We start from the raw sequence: 19737 nt of genomic DNA, 5'->3' as shown, positions 1-19737 counted from the left end.
CCGTCGGCTAAAGGGGTGAACGTCCGGAAAACGGCGTGGCGCGAAGTGCTTCGCACCGCTAACGTGTAATGAGCGATGACCACACAGACTCATGACACCCGCTCGCCGTTGGTCTGGGTGACCCTCCCGATCGTCTACGTCGTCTGGGGCTCCACCTACCTCGGCATCCACTTCGTCGTCGAGACGATGCCGCCGATGGTCAGTGCCGCCATCCGGTTCCTGACGGCCTCCATCGTCCTCGCCGCCGTGCTCGTGATCCTGCGCGGGCCGTCCGTGCTGCGCGTTCCCTGGCGCCGGCTCGGCACCGCGGCGCTCGTCGGCGTGCTGCTGCTGACCGGCGGCAACGGCATGGTCGGCGTCGCCGAACAGCACATCTCCACGGGTCTGGCCGCGCTCCTCGTCGCGAGCGTGCCGCTGTGGCTGGTCATCTTCCGGTGGAGCACCGGCGACCGGCCCGCGGCGGCCACGATCGGGGGCGTGCTGGTCGGCTTCGGCGGGCTCGCGCTGCTCACCCTCACCCGCGGCGGCGGGTCGGGCGACGCGACCGGTGTGGTCGTGATCCTGATCGCGTCGCTGTCGTGGTCGATCGGCTCGTTCCTGTCGTCCCGGCTGCCGATGCCGGAGAACCCCTTCACCGCGAGCGTGTACGAGATGGCGGCGGGCGGCCTGGCGCTGTTCGTCTTCGGGTTCGGACGCGGCGAGACGCTGCACCTCGACGCCGTCTCCCGGGCCTCCTGGCTGGGCCTCGCCTATCTGATCGTGTTCGGCTCGCTGGTGGCCTTCACGTCCTACGTCTGGCTGCTGGGCAACGCGCCGATCTCCCTCGTCGGGACGTACGCGTACGTCAACCCGGGGGTGGCGGTGCTGCTCGGCGTGGCGTTCGCCGGTGAGCACGCCACCTGGACGATCCTCGCCGGCGGCCTGATCATCATCGCCGGCGTGGGTCTCGTCGTGTCCACCGAGCGTCGGTCCCGTACGGAGGCGCCCCCGGAGCCGAGCGCCGGGGGCGAAAAGGCCGTGGAGCCCGCGGGTCAGGACCGCGCGCGGTAGTCCTCCGCGACGGCGAGGAAGGCGTCGTTCTCCTCCGGGGCGCCGATCGTGACGCGCGCCCCCTCGCCGGCGAAGGGCCGCACGCTGACCCCGGCGGCGTCGCACGCGCCGGAGAACGCCATGGTGTCCTCGCCGAGCCGGAGCCACACGAAGTTGGCCTCGGTCGGCGGGACCGTCCAGCCCTGGGCGAGCAGCGCGTCGCGGACGCGCTCCCGCTCCTTCACGGTCGCCTCGACGCGTTCGAGGAGCTCGTCCTCGGCGCGCAGGGACGCGACGGCGGCCGCCTGAGCGACGGCGTTGACCGAGAACGGCAGGTACGTCTTGCGCACCTGCTCGGCGATGTGCTCCTGCGCGATCATGAACCCGACCCGCAGCCCCGCCAGGCCGTACGCCTTGGAGAAGGTGCGCAGGACGGCGAGGTTCGGCCGGTCGCCGTACAGCGTGAGCCCGTCGGGGATCTCGGGGTCGCGGATGTACTCGTGGTAAGCCTCGTCGAGTACGACGAGGCAGTCCTCCGGCACCCGGTCGAGGAAGGCCTCCAGCTCGGGGCGCTTGACGACCGTGCCGGTCGGGTTGTTCGGGTTGCAGACGAAGATCAGCCGGGTCCGGTCGGTGATCGCGTCGGCCATCGCCCGCAGGTCGTGGGTCTCCTCGGCCAGCGGCACGCGCACCGAGGTGACGCCGGACAGGTCCGCGAGGATCGGGTAGGCCTCGAAGGAACGCCAGGCGTACACCACCTCGACGCCGGGCTCGCCGACGGACTCCAGCAGCATCTGCGCCACGCCGACGGAACCACAGCCGACGGCGACGTGCTCCGCCGGGACGCCGAAGCGCCCGCCGATCGCGTCGATCAGCGCCGTGCAGCCGTTGTCGGGGTAGCGGTTGACGAGCCCGCCCGCCTCGCTGATCACCTCGCGCACCGACGGCAGCGGCCCGTACGGCGACTCGTTCGACGAGAGCTTGAACGACCGCCCCTCGGACGACCTGGCGACCTTGCCGGGCTTGTACGCGACGTAGTCGTCGAGCACGGAACGGAAGCGTGGACTGCGCTGCTCGGACACCCTTGTCCTCCCGGAATGGAAACGTACGGGATCACTCTACGAAGCGGGGCGGGGCGCTGTCGCCACCGGTGGGCGACCAGCGTGCACCACCCCGCAAAAGGGTATGAACGGCTACAAAAGGTGTCCGCGCCATCGGGGGGAGATCGCTATGGGCACCGTTGCGCAAATCGATGTCGGCAGGAGCCTGCAGAACGTCCTGGACGCCGTCGCCCGGATCGTGCCGAGGCTGATCGTCTTCGTCATCATCCTCGTCATCGGCTGGATCATCGCGAAGGTCATCCAGCGGCTGGTCGCGCTGATCCTGCGACGACTCCACTTCGACCGCGTCGCCGAACGCGGAGTGGTGGGCGACGCGCTCCGGCGCGGCGAGTACGACGCGTCCGGCCTGCTGGCCAAGCTGGTGTACTACGCGATCCTCCTGGTCGCCCTGGAGCTGGCGTTCAACGTCTTCGGCTCCAACCCGGTCAGCAACGTGCTGCGCTCCATCGTGGCCTGGCTGCCCCGGCTGGCGGTCGCCGTGATCATCGTCATCGTCGCCTCCGCGATCGCGCACGCGGTGCGCGACCTCGTCGGCGGCGCGCTCGGCGGGCTGTCGTACGGCCGGCTGCTGGCGAACCTCGCCGCGATCTTCATCATCGCGCTGGGCGTCATCGCCGCCCTCAACCAGATGGGCATCGCCACGACCGTCACCGAGCCGGTGCTGATCGCCGTCCTGGCCACGATCGGCGCCGTCATCGCCATCGGCGTGGGCGGCGGCCTGGTCCGGCCCATGCAGCAGCGCTGGGAGCGGTGGCTGACGCACGCGGAGGCCGAGACGGCGACGGCCCGCACCGGAGCGTACGCGCGGGGGCGCGAGGACGCCGAGCGAGGCGTGGGAACCCCGAGCGAGGCCTCGCCCGGGAGGACCGGAACGGCGGAGACGCCGCGCGGCGCCCCGGAGGCACCGCCCGGCCGTTCGGAGCCGCGTGGCACCTCAGGGGCACCGCGTGGTCCTTCGGAGACGGGCACGATGCCACCGCGCGGCCCGTCCCCCGAGACACCTCCGGGGCCGCAGGACCGGCCGCGCTGACGGCGACCGGCGACGCGCCGGCCGACGCGCGGATCGGTCGGCCGGCGGTTACCGGAGGCCTTGGAGCTCGTGGATGATCGAGCAGACGGCGATCACGCGGACCGTCTCCCAGTCGAAGTCGTCGCCCGGCCACCAGCCGCGCTCGATGGCGGCGTCGGTGAAGCCTTCGAGGTAGTCGCGCAGGACTCGGGGGGTGAGCTCTTCGCCCGACGCGGCGATGACGTCGCGGATCGCGGCGGAATGCTGGTCGACGGCGGCGGCGAGACCCGGCATCCGTCCCATCGCCGCGACGCCTTCTTCGCCGACCTCGTCGATCATCTGGCGTACGAGCTCTGGGGAGAGGTCATCGGGCATGGCCAGAAAGGTACCAAAACCGGACATATAACTCATCAGCAGGCCGGGCGCATCATCGGAGGATGCAGCGACTCGGCGCTGCCCCGACGATAGAGCCGCGCGGGCCGCCCGCCGTCCCGCGTCGTCGTCCGGTCCATCGGCACCAGGAACCCTTCCGCCTTCGTCACCTTCCGGTGGAAGTTCCGCGGATCGAGCGGCGTGCCCCACACGATCTCGTACACCCGCCGCAGCTCCGCGACGGTGAACTCGGGCGGGCAGAACGCCGCCGCCAACGGCGAGTACTCCAGCTTGGCCCGGGCGCGCTCCACCCCGTCGAGCAGGATGCGGCGGTGGTCGAACGCCGCCCGGTCGCGCTGGGTCAGGTCGTCGACCGGCTCCCACAGCACCTGGGCCCGGCTCGACGCCGGCAGGTCGGGGGCGAGCCCCAGGTAGGCCACGCTGACCACCCGCTGACGCGGGTCGCGGTCCGGATAGCCGTACGTCGCGAGCTGCTCCAGATGCACCCGTACCCCGGCCAGACCCGCCCGCTCGGCCATCAGCCGCTGGGCGGCGACGGGAAGGTCCTCATCGAGCTGGACGAAGCCGCCGGGGAGGGACCAGGCCCCCGCGTACGGCGGCCGGTCGCGACGCCATACGAGCGCGCACAGCCGATGCTCGCGGACCGTGAGGACGACGAGATCGACGGTGACGGCAACCCGTGCATCGCTCATATCGGAACGCTATCGGGCCGCACGCCGTGTGAGGGCCCGGAACGAACGCTCCGGACCCTCAGGCGGCACGGGCGAAACCCGTGCCGTACGGGCTCCGCCGTGAAGAGCGGAACCCGCGGCGTACGGGCTCGGCCGAACCGCGGGCGAAACCCGCGCGGTGCGGGCTCCGCTCTGAAGAGCGGAACCCGCGGCGTACGGACCTCGCCCGAACCGAGGGCGGAAGCCGCAGCATGCGGGCCCCCGCCCCGGCCGAGAGCCGAACCCGCGGCGTACGGGCCCCGCCCTGCGCGAGGGCGGAACCCGCGGCACGCGGGGCCGTCCTCAGGCGGTGCTGCCGGGCTCGATGGCCTGCTCCGGGGAGGCGGGCTTGCCATTGTGGGCGGCGAGGTCCTGCTGCCCGTTCATGGAGGAGAGCAGCTGCCGGGCGACGCCGAGGCCGGTGCCGCCCAGGGTGAGCGCCTTGGCGAGCATGTCCTCGACGCCCTCCGCGCCATTGAGCACGACCATGTTGTCGACGTTGCCGAAGACCTTGGCACCCGCGGCGACGATCTCGGGCCAGTTCTCGGCGAGCTGCTGGGCGATGACCGCCTCCTGGTTCTCGGCGAGCGCCTCGGCCCTGGCCTTGATCGCCTCGGCCTCGGCCAGACCCTTCTCCCGGGTCGCCGCGGCCTGGGCCTGACCGGCCATCTTCGTGGCCTCCGCATCCGCGCTGGCCTTGGCCACCGCCGCCTTCCGCTCGGCCTCCGCGAGGGTGACCCGCTCGTACGCCTTGGCGTCGGCGGGCTTGCGGACCTCGGCCTCCAGGGCCTTCTCGCGGCGGTCGGCCTCGAGCTCGGCGTTCTTGGTCTCCTTGAGGATGACCTGCTGTCGGGCCTGGGCCGCGGCCTGGTCGACCTGGCCCTGGTACTCGCGCTTCTTGATCTCGGTGTCGCGGATCTGGCCGGCGTTGGCCTGCTCGGCGAGCTGCTCCGCCTCGGTCGCCTCTTGGTTGCGCTGTGCCTCGGCGATGCGCGCCGCCGAGGCGACAGCGGCGGAATTCGGCTTGCCGAGGTTGTCGATGTAGCCGACCTCGTCCTCGATGTCCTGGATCTGCAGCGAGTCGACGACGAGGCCGAGCTTGCCCATCTCGTCGGCGGAGGAGGTGCGGACCTGGTTGGTCAGCCGGTCACGGTCGCGGAGGAGGTCCTCGACGGTGAGGTTGCCGACGATGGAGCGCAGGTGCCCGGCGAACAGCTGATGCGTCTTGTCGTCCATGAGCTTCTGCTGGTCCAGGAATCGCCGGGCGGCGTTGGCGATGGAGCTGAAGTCGTCCCCGACCTTGTAGATCACGACGCCGCGGACGTGCACCTTGATGCCCTGGGAGGTCACGCAGGTGACCTCGAGTGTGGAGACCCGGGTGTCGAGCGACAGCCGCCGGCAGGTCTGGAAGCCGGGAAGGACCATGGTGCCCTTACCCGTCGTGATCTTGAAACCGAGACTCTCGGCGGTGTCCCGGTTGTGCGCCCTCGCTCCGAGACCGGAGATGATCAGCGCTTCGTTGGGTTCGGCGACCCGCCAGATCGCCTTGAACAGGACAACCAGGACGATGACGGCGACGACCCCGCCGATCACAAAGGCGACTATCGGCATCGCTCCTCCTCGGGAGCCGCAGCGGTATTGACGTCAAATAGACGCAGAGGAGACGTAGACGGTTCTCGGCGGGTGATAATCCATCACCACCACGAGGGAACCCACCGGGATCTCCTCCCCCTGGATGGCCGGATAGGCGTAGAACGCCTCGACCCCACCGCGAATCGGGATCATGACCTCGCCGACCAGGCCTGGACCGATCTTGCCGGTCACCCGGCCCTGCCTGCCCACCACCGCGCCCTCCTTCACCCACGGGCACGTTACCTCGTAGATCCCCTCTACGGCAGGATGCGTTCGGCCTGCTGGTACGCCTGCTGGGCGAGACGCTCGGCCTCGTCCCGCGTCGCGCCGGGTCCGTACAGCGTGACCGTGGCCAGGTATCCGCGGGAGCGCAGCACGACGAACCACGTCCGGACCGAGGTCGTGCCGGAGGTCGTCGAGACGCCGACGGTCCGGGATCCCTCGCCGATGCGCGTGCCGCCGCCCTCGACGACCGAGCCGGTCGCCCAGCGACCGCCGACGGCGACGCGGAAGCTGCGGCACGAGGCGGGCACACGGAGCTCCACCTGCTGGGCGGCGATGTCCGGGCCGACCGCCATCAAGGTCTCCGAGGCGGTCTGGTCCCGGCCCTTGACGAACGCGACCAGCGCGGAGGGCGCGGACCAGACCGACTTTTCCGAAGAGACGGCCCGGGTGGACGAGGCGCACTGCGGTTTGTCGAGCTTCGCCGCCTGCTGCATCTGCAGGGAATTCCGTACCGCGGCCAACGAGCCGTACTGCCCTGATTGCGGCGCCCCTGACCGCTCATATCCGGGAATGTCGGTGAGGAGCGCCTGGGTGAGCTGATCGGCGTTGTACGCCTCGGAGGCGGGCGGTCCGGTCGGAGTGGTGGCCGCCGGTTCGGGCCGCTCGGCGTGGCTGCAGCCTGCGGCGGTCAGGAGCAGCAGAGCGAGGGCGAATGAGGTCCGCGATGTCACATCGAATGACGATATCGCACTCACGCCTTCGTCTTATCGAAGTCCTGTTATTCACGTCGGCGCAACTCGCACGGTAAAAAGGTAAGTGCGATGCCGAGGACGCATCTAAATTGTCCGAGTCAGTGGGCTATTCGGGGGAAACGAATGCTCCGCAAATCCTTCATCATCATTTCGATAATGCTGCTGCCCCTCGCCGGGTGCGGTGGCGGTACCAAGAGTCGGCAGGAGGCGCAGCCACCGGCCGCCGCCGCGCCGAACACCACTACGACGGCGCCGGGCGCAAACGAGCAGAACGCCGCTCCGGCGGCGTGCCCGACCAAGTCGACGAGGAAGTTCGCCAAGACCCGGTTCATCACGAACGCCGGTCTCGCGGCGGGCACGTTCAAGCGCTACATCTACACGCCGCTCAGGAGCGGCGCCTTCTCGGCCGGCGCGCCGAAGCGGAAGAGGTCGATCGCCAAGGCGGCCCTCGCCGCGGTCTTCGCCTTCGACCAGCTCCGGCGGGCGAAGACCAACGCGCAGTCCGACCCGACCCTGTGCAAGGTGCTGATCGGCCCGATCGACAAGCTCAGCGCGTCGATGCACGACCTGGCCGGCAAGCTCAAGGGCGGGAACGCCGACCCCACGGAGATCGGTTCCGTCGGCGACGGGATCGAGGGGTTCCGCAGGGACGCCGGCAGCGCAGGCGCCGGCTTCCAGGACAAGACCCCGCCGGCGAGCGCGGTCGGCGGCTAAGAGCCCACGCGGAATGGACTGCCGGGCTCGCGGCGCCCTGGCGGCACCTCGCGGCGTTGTCGTCGGTCGCCAGCCAACACCGGGCTGACTCCCTCCTCCGCCTTGCGAGGCACTCGCCAGGACGCCGCTCCCTGATCCGGCGCCCATTCCGCGCAGGCTCTAGCTGACCGTTCGGTGACGATCGCGTGATACCGGGACATCCCGGGCCACGCGGTCGTCACCCGCCGGAAGACGAGGCCCACAGCGGTTAGGCTTCGACAGGTGACAACGCAGCCGGGTCCTTCGGGCGACACACGACTGGCGAGCTGGCCCGCGTTCGTCCGCGAGCTGGACGCCACCCTGTCCGTGCACGCGCAGTACGTCCTCTGGGGCAACCTGCACGACAGTTTCCTCGTCCCCGACGAGGGCCGGCTCTTCCCGCTCCGCGAGCTGCTGTGGGAGGCGCTGCGCCGCAGCGGCTACTCCTTCATGGTCGGCTACGACCGCGTCGACGGGCTGCGGGTCCACCCCGCCGACGACAAGGCCGCCGCCGACGCCGCGGCGAGCCTGTTCGGCAACCGCGTCGACGAGCGGAAGGTCCCCTCCCTCGAGGGGCTCCGCGCCTTCCTGAGCGCGCTGGCCCGGCCCACCCGGCCGATGCGCGCCGCGTTCGTCATCGACTACGCCTCCCGGATCGCCCGCAGCCCCACCGACCTCGAGCCGGCCGAGCGCGACTTCTTCGTCTTCTGCGAGAAGCTCTCCCGCACCGCGCTGCCCGTACGCGGCGACGGCGACCGGCCGAAGCCGCTGTACAACCCGGTCATCTGGCTGGCCGACCGCCCCGGCGACCTACCGCCGTGGCTGACCGCCGACAACGACGCGATCCGCGAGATCGCCATCCCGCGCCCCCACCTCGGCGACCGGCAGCAGACCGCGCGGCTGCTGGCCCGCGCGTTCGAGACGACCGACCCCGAGCTCGACATCACCGACGACTTCGCGCAGGAGGCGGAGGGGCTCACGCTCCAGGCGATGATCGAGATCACCCGGCTCGCCAAGGAACGCGACGTCCCGCTGCACGACCTGCCCGACGCCGTCCGCACGTACAAGCTCGGCGTGCTGGACAACCCCTGGAAGCGTGAGCACCTGCGGCGGCGCATCGTCGACGGGGAGGAGCGCGTGCCCGCCCGCGTCCTCGGGCAGCCCCAGGCGGTCACCAAGACGCTCGACATCCTCAAGCGCGCCGTCCTGGGCCTGTCGGGGGCGCAGGCCGCCCGCGCCTCCAGCCGCCCGCGCGGCGTGCTGTTCTTCGCCGGGCCCACCGGCGTCGGCAAGACCGAGCTGGCCAAGGCGATCACCTCGCTGGTGTTCGGCAACGAGGACGCCTACCTCCGGTTCGACATGAGCGAGTTCTCCGCCGAGCACGCCGGTGACCGGCTCATCGGCTCCCCGCCGGGCTACGTCGGCTTCGAGGCGGGCGGCGAGCTGACGAACGCCGTGCGCCAGGACCCGTTCCGCGTCATCCTGTTCGACGAGATCGAGAAGGCGCACCCGCGCATCCTCGACAAGTTCCTGCAGATCCTCGAGGACGGGCGGCTCACCGACGGCCGGGGCAACACCGCGTTCTTCTCCGAGTCGGTCCTGGTCTTCACCTCCAACCTCGGCACCCGTGGCATCACGCCCGGCATGCCGTACGAGGAGCTCGAGGCGCAGGTCCGCGGCGCCGTCACCGAGCACTTCACGACCGCGCTGAACCGGCCGGAGCTGCTCAACCGGTTCGGCGACAACATCGTCATCTTCGACTTCATCGGTCCGGAGGCGGCCGATCAGATCTTCGATCTGCAGCTCGCCAACATCTGCCGTCGCGTGAGTGACGAACACCACATGAAGCTGCGGCTGGCGGACGACGTGGTCGCGTCGCTGCGCGTCTGGTGCACGAGCGAGCTCGACAAGGGCGGCCGGGGGATCGGCATGGCCCTGGAGTCGTACTTCATCAACCCCCTGGCCCGCGCGTTGTTCGACCTCGGCCCGGCCACCGACGTGACCGTCACGGACATCCACCGCGACGGCAGCATCGTCCGGCTGGACCTGCGGTGAACGCCGGTCCTCATGACCAGGAGCGGACACTCCTGCTGGCCAAGGCGCACTTCCCGGTCACCACGCTGGGGCCCGGCCGCCGGGCGGGCATCTGGACGCAGGGCTGCACGATCCACTGTCCGGGCTGCCTGTCCCGTGACACGTGGGAGGCGGACCCGCGCACGGCCATCCCGGTCTCCACGGTGCTGGGCTGGCTCAGGTCCCTGAGCGGCGTCGACGGTGTCACGATCTCCGGCGGAGAGCCCTTCCAGCAGCCGGAGGCGCTGCGCGCTCTGTTGCTCGGCATCCGGGCCTGGGCACCGCCCGAAGTCGACGTTCTGGTGTACAGCGGATACGCAGCGTCACGACTCCGGAGGTCCGCCCGTACCCGCGAACTTCTCGAGTTGTGCGATGCGGTCGTCGCGGGACCGTACATTGAACGCCTGAACCAAGAAGATCGGGGGCTTCGGTGGCGTGGATCGTCGAACCAACAGATCATCGCTGTCAGTGACCTTGGCAGGAAACGCTATGGTGACGCGAGGGGCGAAGAAACCCCCCATATGCAGGTTTCGGTGGAAGACAACCGTATCTACTACATCGGGATTCCTCGGAGGGGCGACATGGAGCGGCTGACGGAGCGACTCTCGCTCTCTGGGGTACACGCCGGGGAGGTTTCATGGCGCCCCTGACATGCCCGGTCTGTGCCGCTCCGGTACGGCAAGGGGATCTGATCTGCATCAACTGCGGAGCGAACCTGGCCCGGCGCGAAGCGCCCCCGGCTCCCCAGCAGCCCGGGGGTTATCCGCCCCAGGACCAGGGGCAGGGCCAGTCGTCCTATCCGCAGCAGCAGTACCCGCCGCAAGGCGACCAGCAGCAGCAGTCCTACGGGGCTCCGCAGCAGCAGTCGTACGGCGGGCCGCAGCAGGACTACCAACAGCAGCAGCAGCCCTACGGCGCACCGCAGCAGCAGTACCCGCCGCAGCAGGACCAGCAGCAGTCCTACGGCGCCCCGCAGGACTCGCCCCCGTACGGCGCTCCGCAGCAGCAGGAGCAGTCCCCGTACGGCGCGCCCCCGCAGCAGCAGGGATACGGCGCACCGCAGGACCAGCAGCGCAACGCGCAGTACCCGCCGGCGCAGGGCCAGCCGCAGTACGGCGCGCCGCAGCAGCAGGACCCGTCCGCGTACGGCGCTCCTCCGCAGCAGGAGCAGTCTTACGGTGCCCCTCAGCAGCAGGAGCAGTCCCCGTACGGCGCGCCCCCGCAGCAGGACCAGCAGCAGGGGTACGGCGCGCCTCAGCAGCAGTACGCGCCGCCTCAGCAACAGCAGGGGTACGGAGGCGGCGGCTACGGCGCTCCCGGCGCTCCGCACGTGCCGCCGCCGCCGCGCGAGCCCACCATGACCGGTGGGGAGTCGACGGCAGCGTTCACGCCGTTCTGCCCGCACTGCGGGGCCGACATCCCCGACATCGGCAACCCAGTCTGTGTCTCGTGTCTGCGTCCGCTGCACGACCAGGCGGGCGGCCCGGGCCAGCAGCAGCAGCTCACGGTCTTCGTCCAGTTCTCCTCCGGCGAGCTGCAGTGCACCGCCGGCCAGGAACTCGTTCTGGGCCGTGACCCGGTGCAGTCGCCGGTGGCGGGCACGTTCTCGCGGTTCGACAACGTCTCGCGTCGGCACGCCACGATCGGCATCGACGGCAACGGCCAGGCGTGGGTCCGCGACGAGCGCTCCACGAACGGCACCTTCATCAACGACCGGCGGCTCCAGCCCGGCGAGCAGGCCCCGATCCGCGACGGCGACTCCGTGCGTCTCGCCGCCGACGCTCGCGGCCAGGTGCGGTTCGGCCGCTGAGCTGGTCTCCTCCGCGCTGATCCCGTCCCGGCGGACCGGGGCCGGATCAGCGCGGAACGGCAGCCGACAGGATCAGGTCGCCGGCCGCCGAGCACGGTAGCGGACAGGATCAGGTTGCCGGCAGCCGAGCATCGCGGAACGGCAGCCGGCAGGATCAGGTCGCCGGCGGCCGAGCGACGCGGATCAGTAGCCGGCAGGATCAGGTCGCCGGCGGCCGAGCGACGCGGGTCAGTAGCCGACCAGTGCGACCCGGGCGACCGTCGCGGCGCCGACGGTGACCGGGTAGTCGTTCGGATTGTGGACCCGGAGGCGGAGCCGGACCGTACGGTCGAGGTCGAACTGGCCGCCGTGCGACGCCCGGAGGCCGCCTCCCGGGTCGCCCCGGTACGTGATGCGCCAGGGATCGTCGACGACGGATGTGCCCTGGGCGTTCATCCGGGTCCAGGCCACATCGACCGGGTCGTCGGCCTTCAGTCCCGTGATGACGGCGAGCGCGTCGCAGAGCGCCCAATACTCCCCGCCGACGATGATCGAGTAGAGGTCGCCTCCGTGCAGCCCGTGGGTGTCGGAGAGTTCGGTACGAAACAGCACGAAGGCGTCGGCACGGGGGTCGACCGGTTGGTCCTCCCCTGCGGCGAGGCTCACGACGATGGCCACCAGACCTCCCTAGAAGCGTCTGTTACTGGCAAAGTAGGCCAAATCCGATCATTCGCCGAGGGGCGTCAGGCTCCGCGTCGGCGGAACCACCTACGCGGCCCAGCGACTCGCCCGGCGCGGCCGACCCCGGCCGCCGTGGCCGCCCCGGCCGGAGCGGAGTTTCCGGAAGTCGGGCACCTGCGCGCAGCAAAGCACGTCAAATGGGTATATGACACTGCGCAGTCTGAGTCGCGATGGCACGGGTGAGTATGACGTCGAATGACGGGCAGGGTGAGACAGACATGCGAGGGCTCGTTATGGTGGCTGCGCACTCCATGGCAAGGCCCTGGCAGCGACCACCGAACGATTCGGCCGGCTCCATGAGTGAGATGAGGTTCACGGCGGAACAACTGCCGAGCGTGCGCCGCTTCACGGAGGCGCTTGCCCGCCGCTACAAGGTGAGCGAAGGCTTGATCGGCGACCTGGTCATCGCCGTCAACGAGATCGCGACGAACGCCGTACGCCACGGGTCGCCCCACGCCGAGCTGAGCATGTGGACCGAGGACGGCAGCGTCATCGCCGAGATCCACGACAGCGGCACGTGGACACCCGCCGACGCCCCCGGCGGAACCCCTCCACCGCCCGAGGCGGAGGGCGGCATGGGCATCTGGGTCGCCCGTCAGATCTGCTCGGCGGTCAACATCAGGACGGGAATCAACGGCACAGTCGTACGATTGGAACTCTCTCCGACAGCGCGGTACATCTGACCGGTACCGTGGGTCCTCCACGGCAGAGGGGGGCACCATGTCAGCGCTCGAACTCTCTTCCAGCCGACATGGCGACCGTACTGTCCTGCACGTCAGCGGTGAACTCGACATCATCAGCAGGGCTGAGCTCATCACGTGCCTCGACAAGGTCATCAAGGAGCACGGCGGCAAGATCATCCTCGACCTGACCGGCCTGGACTTCATGGACACCAGCGCCCTCAGCACCGTGGTCTCCTACTGGAAGCGCCTCACCGCGGCCGAAGACGGCTTCCTCGCCCTGGCGGGCGCGCAGTACCGCACCGCGCGAGTCCTGTGGATCACCGGCCTGGCCCAACGCCTCCCCATCTACGACGACGTCGCCGCCGCCCTCGCCGACACCTGAGAGCCGCGCCGCCTTCGACGACGCGTCGTGAGGCACCCGAAAATCCCTGACGGTCACCGCCTTCTAGAGGCCGTGAACGCCAGGGATGATCGATGCGGACTCAGGCCGCGAAGACCTCGCCGGCGACGCCTTCGTTGACGTAGCCGTACCTGGCGATCGCGTTGTCCCGCTCTTCAGCGGAAGTCGTGTAGAAATGGTCGCGAATTATCGGATTCCAGAGCCGGAACAACGGCGTCGTTCCGAAGTGCGGGGCCGTGTACACCCACGCGGTGATCCCCTCGCCCGTGTAGCCGTATCTCTCGATCGCGCGGTCGCGCTCTTGCAGGGACGTCGTGTAGAAATGGTCGCCGATCGCCGAGCTCCAGAGCCGGAACAACGGCGTGGTTCCGAAGTGCGGAGTCGCGAATACGCGGGCCGTGACGCCCTCGTCCGTGTAGCCGTACCTCGCGATCGCCCGGTCGCGCTCTTGCGCGGACGTCGTGTAGAAGTGGTCGCCGATCGTCGGGTTCCACATGCGGAACAGCGGCACCCTGACCGGGTCCGCCGAAGACGGGATCGCCATCGCCGGCCCCGCGACGAGCGATGCGCCCACCAGGAGACCGATGATTAGGCCCATGCGCCCGAAAAGCGCGGCTATGAGAGTCCGGCCACGTTCCATGATTCTCCTAACTCCAGGAATCTCGAATCCGGACCGGATCTACCCGTCAGCGCAATGCCCAAAGTAATCGCACATTCATCTTTGGCCAAGGGCAGCCGTTTTCGCGGTCGGCCTTCGCGCCGCGAGCACTTCCAGCAATAATCCCCGACATACCGCGTATTTCAATATGATGAGACCTGGTCTTCCGAATGACGAGGCCTGGTCTTCCGAGCCACGCCCCATTCGGTTACGGTGATCTCGTGAGGGAGCCTTCTTTCCTGCGGACGGTTCAGGCGGCCTACGACACCTACGGTGAGGCGTCCCGGGCCGGGCTCGACGACCGGCCGCTGGACCGTGCCATGCTCTCCACGTTCGCCGACCTCGTACGAGCCGAGGGCACGGGCCGCCCCATCGCCGATCTCGGCGCCGGCCCCGGCCACGTGACCGCGCATCTCGACGCTCTCGGCCTGGACGTCTACGGCGTCGACCTCTCGCCGGCGATGGTCACGCTCGCCCGTCGGACCCATCCCCACCTGCGGTTCGTGGAAGGCACGATGACCGCGCTGGACGTGGCGGACGAAGCGCTCGGCGGCATCGTCGCCTGGTACTCCGTCATCCACATCCCGACGGAACGACTGCCGGAGCTGTTCGCCGAGTTCCACCGGGCGCTCGCACCTGGCGGGCACATACTGCTCGTCTTCCAGACCGGCGACGAGCCGCTACACCTCGCGCGCGCGTTCGGCCACGACGTGTCGCTGGTCTTCCACCGGTGGCCGATCGACCGCGTCTCCGACCTGCTACGACAGGCCGGCTTCACCGAAGTCGCCCGGATGACACGCGAGCCCACCGGCGCGACCGAGAAGGTGCGGCGCGGCTACGTCCTCGCCGTGAAGCCGGCGGGCCCGGCGCGCGCCTGAAGGTGCGGCGCGGCTACCTCCTCGCCCGGAAGCCGGCGGGCCCGGCGCGCCTGAAGGCCCGCACATGTGCGGACTCTCCGCGGATGAGGGCTTGATGTCTCCGCCTGCTCGGCAAGACTGGTCCGGTGATACTCGAGACGGTGCGGCCCCGCGGCTACAACGACGTCGGGCGCGTGGGGCACTATTTCCGCGAAGGCCTTCTCGTCGTGATGGACCTCACGGCGATGGCGGACGACGAGGCCAGACAACTCGTCGACTTCGCCGCGGGCCTCATCTGCGGGCGAGGCGGCGACATGCAACGCCTGAGCCCCAAGGTCTTCCTGCTGATCCCGTCGGTGCCGGCCAGGCCCGGCACCACGACGGGCATCGTCAAGCGCCTGCGCCCACGCGACTACAACGAGGTGCTGTACGTAGGGCACTACTTTCGCAACGGCGTTCCGGTCGTCATGGACCTCACGGCCATGGCGGACGACGAAGCGCAGCAACTCGTCGACTTCGCGGCCGGCCTCATCTGCGCACGGGGCGGCGACATGCAACGCCTGAGTTCCAAAGTCTTCCTACTGTTGCCCTCGGGGATGGCCAAGCCGAGTGACGTCACGGACAACACCGAGGAGACCGTCTAGGCGCCTGTCGGTACGTCGTGGAGCGGGCGGCCCTGGCGTGAAGCTCTTGTGGGTGACGCCGTTGTCGATCCTCCACCACTTCGGGAATGAAGGAGAAGTAAGCGGATGTCGGAGCAACCGCGGCTGATGTCGGCGAGCCGGGCGATGGCGGTGGCCACCGCCGTCTCGCGCCTCACCGGGTTTCTGCGCACGTTGGCCTTGGTGGCCGCTCTAGGGCTGGGAACCCGGCTGCTGGACGCCTACACGGCGGCGAACGTCACGCCGAACACCATCTATGAGCTGGTGATGGGTGGAGCCCTGGCAAGTGTCGTGGTGCCCCTGCTGGTCCGTACGGCGGCCGACGACGGCGTCGACGGGGACCTGTTCGCTCAGCGGCTGTTGTCGCTGGTGGTCTACGGCCTTGCGATCGTGGTGATCGTCGCGATCATCGTGGCGCCGTTCATCGTCGGCCTGTACGTCCCGGGGTTCACTCCCGCGCAGCGTCATCTGGCCGTGGTGTTCACTCGGTACTTCATGCCGCAGATCCTGTTCTACGGGGTCAGCGCCACCTTGGCCGCGGTCCTCAACGCTCGTGGCCGCTTCGCCGCGCCGATGTGGGCGCCGGTGGCCAACAATCTCGTCGTCATCGCCACCGCCGGGTTGTTCCTGCTGATCGGCGGGACCGGGAGGCTGGAGTCCCTTACCCAGGGTCAGATGCTGCTGTTGTCGATCGGTACGAGCGCCGGGGTCGCCGCGCAGATGGCCGTACTCGCGCTGACCAGCCGCAGGGCCGGTTTCACGCTGAGGTTGCACGCCGACCCCCGCGGCATCGGGGTCCGCCGGATCGCTGCCATGTCCGGATGGACGATCGCGTCGGTCAGCGCCGCCCAAGTGGTGTTCATCGTGACCACCGGGCTGGCCTCCCACGCCGGGAAGGGAGCCGTCAGCGTCTATTCCAACGCCTACACCCTGTTCCAGCTGCCCTACGCCATCATCGCGGTCACCATCATCACCGGAGTCCTGCCCCGGCTCAGCCTGGCCGCCGCCGACCGTGACCTCGCCCGGGTCATCGCCGATCTGTCCCAGAGCCTGCGGCTGACCGGCGTCGTCCTGGTGCCCGTCGCCGCCGCGCTCATCACGCTCGGCCCACGCCTGACGAACGTGTTGTTCGCCCACGGCAACGCGTCAACCGCCGCAGCCCACCTCACCGGCCTGGTCCTGGCCGCCTACGGGCTCGCGCTGGTTCCCTTCGCCGCCTACCAGATCATGCTGCGCGCCTTCTACGCCCTGGGTGACACCCGCACCCCGGCCCTGCTCAGCGTCACGGTCTCGGCCGTCACCATCAGCGCGTGCCTGGCCGCCGCCAGGTTCACCCACGGTTCGAACCTGGTCATCGCGCTCGCGGCGTGCTCCGCCATCGCCTACACCGCCGGCCTGCTGCTCACCGCGCACCTACTCCGCCGCAGGATCGGCCGCCTCGACGGACACCGTCTCCTGCACGCCCATGTCCGGATGCTCATCGCCGCGGCCTTCGCCGCCGCGGCGGCCGCCGGCACGGCATGGGCGATCGGCGCAGCGACCGGAACGACCTGGACGGCCTCGCTCCTGACCATCACCGCCGCTACCACCGCCGGCGGCATCCTCTACGCCCTCGTCGCACACGCGCTCCGGATCACCGAGTTCAAAGCGCTGACCGCAGCCCTGCCGTCCGTCCGCCACATTTCGTAGGCGGTCGTCATTTATCCGTGAACTTCGCCGGCCTCCGCCGCATCTCACGAGTTGTGACCCGATACAGGGGAGCGCGGAACAGCGAATTCAGGAGGGTGTTTTGCCGGCGTGAAGTGCACCGATCGTATCAACTATTCGAGTGACTCCAGGTCCAACGCGGAGATCAACAGCATCGGCGAACGGACAGGCCACTGCCCTCCAGTACAGCACCGCTAACAAGGAACGTACGACCAGAGCGTCTCTCTTTCGAGAGGCGCTATAAGTCGTCTTGGTCATCCTTTGACTTCCGGGGTTGTCGCCGTTAATTTCTCCTTCATGTCTGATACTCCACGCCTTCCTGGATTGAAGTTGGCCGACGCGGATTGGTTGGTGCAGGCCGCGTTGGCGGTCGGTGCGGAGCGAGGTTTCCCTCCGCTGGCGGTGGCCGTCATCGACGTCGCCGGGGAGGTGATCACCCTGCGGCGGGACGACGGCGGTATGCCGATGACCAGCCGAATCGCCGTAGCCAAGGCGCGCACGGCGCTATCCGCACTGAAGCCCTCCGGCCAGATCGAACTCCCCGGGGGGATCGTCGACAGCATCCAGCACCTCTACGGCGGCGACTTCGTCCCGTGGGCGGGCGGTGTTCTGGTCACCGACGGTGAATTGATCCTCGGCGCCGCAGGCGCATCCGGTGCCCATGCTCTTGAAGACGAAGAGGCCGTGCGAACGGCAGTGCAGCGCTGGCAGGAGGACCGTTCCGCAGCGGGCCAGAAGTGATGCGGTGATGCTTAAGCCGTGCTCCCGAAGTGGTGGCGGACCTCACTGGCCCACGCGACCGTCGACGCACTCCCGCAACAGGTCCGCGTGGCCGCAGTGTCGGGCGTACTCCTCGATCCGGTGTACGAGCAGTTCTCGGACGGCGATGGCGTCCTTCCCCACACGCACGCTCAGATCCGGATACTCGGCCAGCACGGCGTCGGTGGTCGCCTGCTCACGTGCGAGATCGGCGTAGGCGGCGTCGACCACCGCCTGTTCGGCGACCGCTCCGTCGAAGGCGGCGTCGCCCGCGCCGTACAGCTTCGGTGGAGGGCCGCCGGGCAGGACCCAGCCGCGCCAGTCCCGCTCTACCTCGGCGAGGTGCCGGAGCAGGCCGAGCAGTGACATGGTCGACGGCGGGACCGACCGACGGGCCAGCTGTTCCGCGCTGAGACCCTCGCATTTCATCAGCAGGGTCAGTCTGTAGTTCGTGAGATAGTCCTGCAGCGTCGCGGGCTCGCCGTCCGGGCTGGCTCCGGTGTTGTCGCGGGGATCCTCATCCGGGTTCACCCACATGTCCGGATAGACGGTCGCCTGACTCCACCGTTGGGGTTCGTCGCTCACTCTGGCCATGCTGGTCCCTAGGCGCCCGGCTCGCCAGCGAATTCCCGCCGAGGCGTTGGCCGGAAAGCCTGTCGTCAGCCGTGCCCCGCGGCTCGTCGCGAACGACCGGCGAGCGGAGGCAGGTTGTGCGGATAGGGCAGTCTGGCCGGTTCGCTGGCGGCGTCGAGTCGGCTCATCTGTTCCGGCGTGAGCGACCACCCCACGGCACCGAGGAGGTCGTCGAGATGGGCATGGGTGCGCGCGCCGATGATGGGTGCGGTGACGCCGGGACGTTGCAGCAGCCACCGGACCGCCACCCGTGCCGGCGTGCTGTCGGCCTCGTCGGCGACTGCCGCGAGCTCGTCGAGCACATGCCACGTCTGGTCGTTGGCGTACCGGTCCCAGGAGTGCGACCCCGGCTGGCTGACCTTGCTGTCCGGCGGTGGTGCGGTCATGCCGCGCCGGTAGGCCCCTGACAACCAGCCAGACCGCAGTGGGGACCAGGTGATCACGCCGACACCTTCGTTCTGACACACGGGCAGAAGCTCCAACTCGGCCTCGCGGTCGAGCAGGGTGTAGAGCGGTTGCAGGCTGACGAGTGGTTCCCAGCCGTGCCGGCGGCAGAGGTCGATCGCCTTTTGTAGTTGCCATCCGCAGAAGTTGCTGGCGCCGACGTAGCGGACCTTGCCGCTTCGGACGAGCGTATCCAGGGTCGAAAGGGTCTCGGTGAGGGGCGTGCCGGCGTCCCAGATATGGAACTGGTAGAGGTCGATGTAGTCGGTGCCGAGGCGACGCAGGCTCGCATCCACTCCGTCGAGGATGTGTTTACGGCACAGGCCGCGGTCGTTGGGCCCCGGGCCGACCGGCCTCGACACTTTGGTCGCGACGATGTGGTCCTCACGGCGTCTGGTCTTGAGCCACCGGCCGAGGACCTCCTCCGACCTTCCTTCGCCGTAGACGTCGGCGGTGTCGATGAAGTTTCCGCCCGCTTCGAGGAACGTGTCCAGGATCTTCGTACTGGTCCGCTCGTCGGTTTGGCTGCCGAACATCATCGCGCCCAGGCACAGCTCACTGACCTCAAGACCGGTCGCTCCGAGAAATCTGTAGTCCATGCCCGGCACGCTAGAACTTAGAGCGCGCTCCACCTCAAGCCCGCAGTTCTGCGATCTCGGGCTGATCGGCGGCACGGTGAGGCGTTGGTGGTCGTCGTTGTCGTGAGGGTCGTGGCGGCGAGGAGAGCC

22 protein-coding genes are annotated in these 19737 nt (G+C 69.3%); 12 read left to right on the top strand and 10 right to left on the bottom strand.

Annotated features, from left to right (window positions below; genetic code table 11):
* Positions 1–75: 75 nt before the first annotated feature.
* Entirely contained in the window at positions 76–1050 is a 975-nt protein-coding gene (locus ACQP2O_RS01115; protein ID WP_433179250.1) for an EamA family transporter, read from the top strand.
* Here the strand turns inward: ACQP2O_RS01115 and hisC are convergent.
* On the bottom strand, positions 1032–2111 hold the full coding sequence (gene hisC / locus ACQP2O_RS01110) for a histidinol-phosphate transaminase (protein ID WP_433179248.1): 1080 nt from the start codon (positions 2109–2111) through the stop codon (positions 1032–1034). The two genes, ACQP2O_RS01115 and hisC, sit on opposite strands and share 19 nt — an antisense overlap.
* Positions 2112–2259: 148 nt before the next feature.
* Between hisC and ACQP2O_RS01105 the strand changes: the two genes are divergently transcribed.
* On the top strand, positions 2260–3180 hold the full coding sequence (locus tag ACQP2O_RS01105; protein ID WP_433179247.1) for a mechanosensitive ion channel family protein: 921 nt from the start codon (positions 2260–2262) through the stop codon (positions 3178–3180).
* A gap of 48 nt (positions 3181–3228) precedes the next feature.
* Here the strand turns inward: ACQP2O_RS01105 and ACQP2O_RS01100 are convergent, their stop codons facing one another.
* The 5 genes from ACQP2O_RS01100 to ACQP2O_RS01080 all read right to left on the bottom strand — a co-directional run bounded on the left by ACQP2O_RS01100 (position 3229) and on the right by ACQP2O_RS01080 (position 6850).
* A complete protein-coding gene (locus tag ACQP2O_RS01100; protein WP_433179246.1) occupies positions 3229–3534 on the bottom strand; it encodes a DUF6401 family natural product biosynthesis protein in 306 nt (101 codons plus the stop codon).
* Positions 3535–3569: 35 nt separating this feature from the next.
* Entirely contained in the window at positions 3570–4244 is a 675-nt protein-coding gene (locus ACQP2O_RS01095) for an NUDIX hydrolase (protein ID WP_360901577.1), read from the bottom strand.
* Positions 4245–4565: 321 nt separating this feature from the next.
* Positions 4566–5873, bottom strand: a complete 1308-nt coding sequence (locus ACQP2O_RS01090) for an SPFH domain-containing protein (RefSeq protein ID WP_433179245.1) — start codon at positions 5871–5873, stop codon at positions 4566–4568.
* Between the two features lie 33 nt (positions 5874–5906).
* The gene (locus ACQP2O_RS01085; protein ID WP_433179244.1) at positions 5907–6122 is read right to left on the bottom strand and encodes a hypothetical protein; all 216 of its coding nucleotides are present in this window, start codon (positions 6120–6122) and stop codon (positions 5907–5909) included.
* 29 nt (positions 6123–6151) lie between these two features.
* Entirely contained in the window at positions 6152–6850 is a 699-nt protein-coding gene (locus ACQP2O_RS01080) for a hypothetical protein (RefSeq protein ID WP_433179243.1), read from the bottom strand.
* Positions 6851–7027: 177 nt separating this feature from the next.
* Here ACQP2O_RS01080 and ACQP2O_RS01075 point away from each other — a divergent pair, with 177 nt between their 5' ends.
* The 4 genes from ACQP2O_RS01075 to ACQP2O_RS01060 all read left to right on the top strand — a co-directional run bounded on the left by ACQP2O_RS01075 (position 7028) and on the right by ACQP2O_RS01060 (position 11486).
* On the top strand, positions 7028–7585 hold the full coding sequence (locus ACQP2O_RS01075) for a hypothetical protein (protein ID WP_433179242.1): 558 nt from the start codon (positions 7028–7030) through the stop codon (positions 7583–7585).
* A 261-nt stretch (positions 7586–7846) separates the two neighbouring features.
* Positions 7847–9658: an AAA family ATPase gene (locus ACQP2O_RS01070; protein ID WP_433179241.1), complete on the top strand. Its 1812-nt coding sequence runs from the start codon at positions 7847–7849 to the stop codon at positions 9656–9658.
* The gene (locus tag ACQP2O_RS01065; protein ID WP_433179240.1) at positions 9655–10326 is read left to right on the top strand and encodes a 4Fe-4S single cluster domain-containing protein; all 672 of its coding nucleotides are present in this window, start codon (positions 9655–9657) and stop codon (positions 10324–10326) included. Before ACQP2O_RS01070 ends, ACQP2O_RS01065 begins: the two co-directional genes overlap by 4 nt.
* A complete protein-coding gene (locus ACQP2O_RS01060) occupies positions 10314–11486 on the top strand; it encodes an FHA domain-containing protein (protein ID WP_433179239.1) in 1173 nt (390 codons plus the stop codon). Before ACQP2O_RS01065 ends, ACQP2O_RS01060 begins: the two co-directional genes overlap by 13 nt.
* Positions 11487–11714: 228 nt before the next feature.
* Here the strand turns inward: ACQP2O_RS01060 and ACQP2O_RS01055 are convergent, their stop codons facing one another.
* Complete coding sequence (locus ACQP2O_RS01055; protein ID WP_433179238.1) at positions 11715–12143, bottom strand: hypothetical protein; 429 nt, start codon at positions 12141–12143, stop codon at positions 11715–11717.
* A gap of 359 nt (positions 12144–12502) precedes the next feature.
* Between ACQP2O_RS01055 and ACQP2O_RS01050 the strand changes: the two genes are divergently transcribed.
* Both ACQP2O_RS01050 and ACQP2O_RS01045 read left to right on the top strand, forming a co-directional pair.
* Complete coding sequence (locus ACQP2O_RS01050) at positions 12503–12889, top strand: ATP-binding protein (RefSeq protein WP_433179237.1); 387 nt, start codon at positions 12503–12505, stop codon at positions 12887–12889.
* 37 nt (positions 12890–12926) lie between these two features.
* Positions 12927–13271, top strand: a complete 345-nt coding sequence (locus ACQP2O_RS01045) for an STAS domain-containing protein (RefSeq protein ID WP_433179235.1) — start codon at positions 12927–12929, stop codon at positions 13269–13271.
* 100 nt (positions 13272–13371) lie between these two features.
* Here ACQP2O_RS01045 and ACQP2O_RS01040 read toward each other — a convergent pair whose 3' ends face one another.
* Positions 13372–13887: a hypothetical protein gene (locus tag ACQP2O_RS01040; RefSeq protein WP_433179234.1), complete on the bottom strand. Its 516-nt coding sequence runs from the start codon at positions 13885–13887 to the stop codon at positions 13372–13374.
* 281 nt (positions 13888–14168) lie between these two features.
* On the opposite strand from ACQP2O_RS01040, the gene ACQP2O_RS01035 reads away from it, so the two are divergent.
* The 4 genes from ACQP2O_RS01035 to ACQP2O_RS01020 all read left to right on the top strand — a co-directional run bounded on the left by ACQP2O_RS01035 (position 14169) and on the right by ACQP2O_RS01020 (position 17914).
* Entirely contained in the window at positions 14169–14825 is a 657-nt protein-coding gene (locus ACQP2O_RS01035) for a class I SAM-dependent DNA methyltransferase (protein ID WP_433179233.1), read from the top strand.
* A 125-nt stretch (positions 14826–14950) separates the two neighbouring features.
* Entirely contained in the window at positions 14951–15448 is a 498-nt protein-coding gene (locus tag ACQP2O_RS01030; protein WP_433179232.1) for a cell division protein SepF, read from the top strand.
* A gap of 105 nt (positions 15449–15553) precedes the next feature.
* On the top strand, positions 15554–17155 hold the full coding sequence (gene murJ, locus ACQP2O_RS01025) for a murein biosynthesis integral membrane protein MurJ (protein ID WP_433179231.1): 1602 nt from the start codon (positions 15554–15556) through the stop codon (positions 17153–17155).
* Between the two features lie 348 nt (positions 17156–17503).
* A complete protein-coding gene (locus ACQP2O_RS01020; protein ID WP_433179229.1) occupies positions 17504–17914 on the top strand; it encodes a GlcG/HbpS family heme-binding protein in 411 nt (136 codons plus the stop codon).
* Between the two features lie 42 nt (positions 17915–17956).
* Here ACQP2O_RS01020 and ACQP2O_RS01015 read toward each other — a convergent pair whose 3' ends face one another.
* Positions 17957–18517: a DinB family protein gene (locus ACQP2O_RS01015; protein WP_433179227.1), complete on the bottom strand. Its 561-nt coding sequence runs from the start codon at positions 18515–18517 to the stop codon at positions 17957–17959.
* Positions 18518–18591: 74 nt separating this feature from the next.
* Complete coding sequence (locus tag ACQP2O_RS01010) at positions 18592–19683, bottom strand: aldo/keto reductase (RefSeq protein ID WP_433179226.1); 1092 nt, start codon at positions 19681–19683, stop codon at positions 18592–18594.
* Positions 19684–19737 lie beyond the last annotated feature (54 nt).

The organism is Actinoallomurus sp. CA-150999, assembly GCF_050942425.1.
Classification (GTDB): domain Bacteria; phylum Actinomycetota; class Actinomycetes; order Streptosporangiales; family Streptosporangiaceae; genus Actinoallomurus.
Note: the sequence above shows the minus strand (reverse complement) of the source record. Positions and strands in the feature narration are given on the sequence as shown.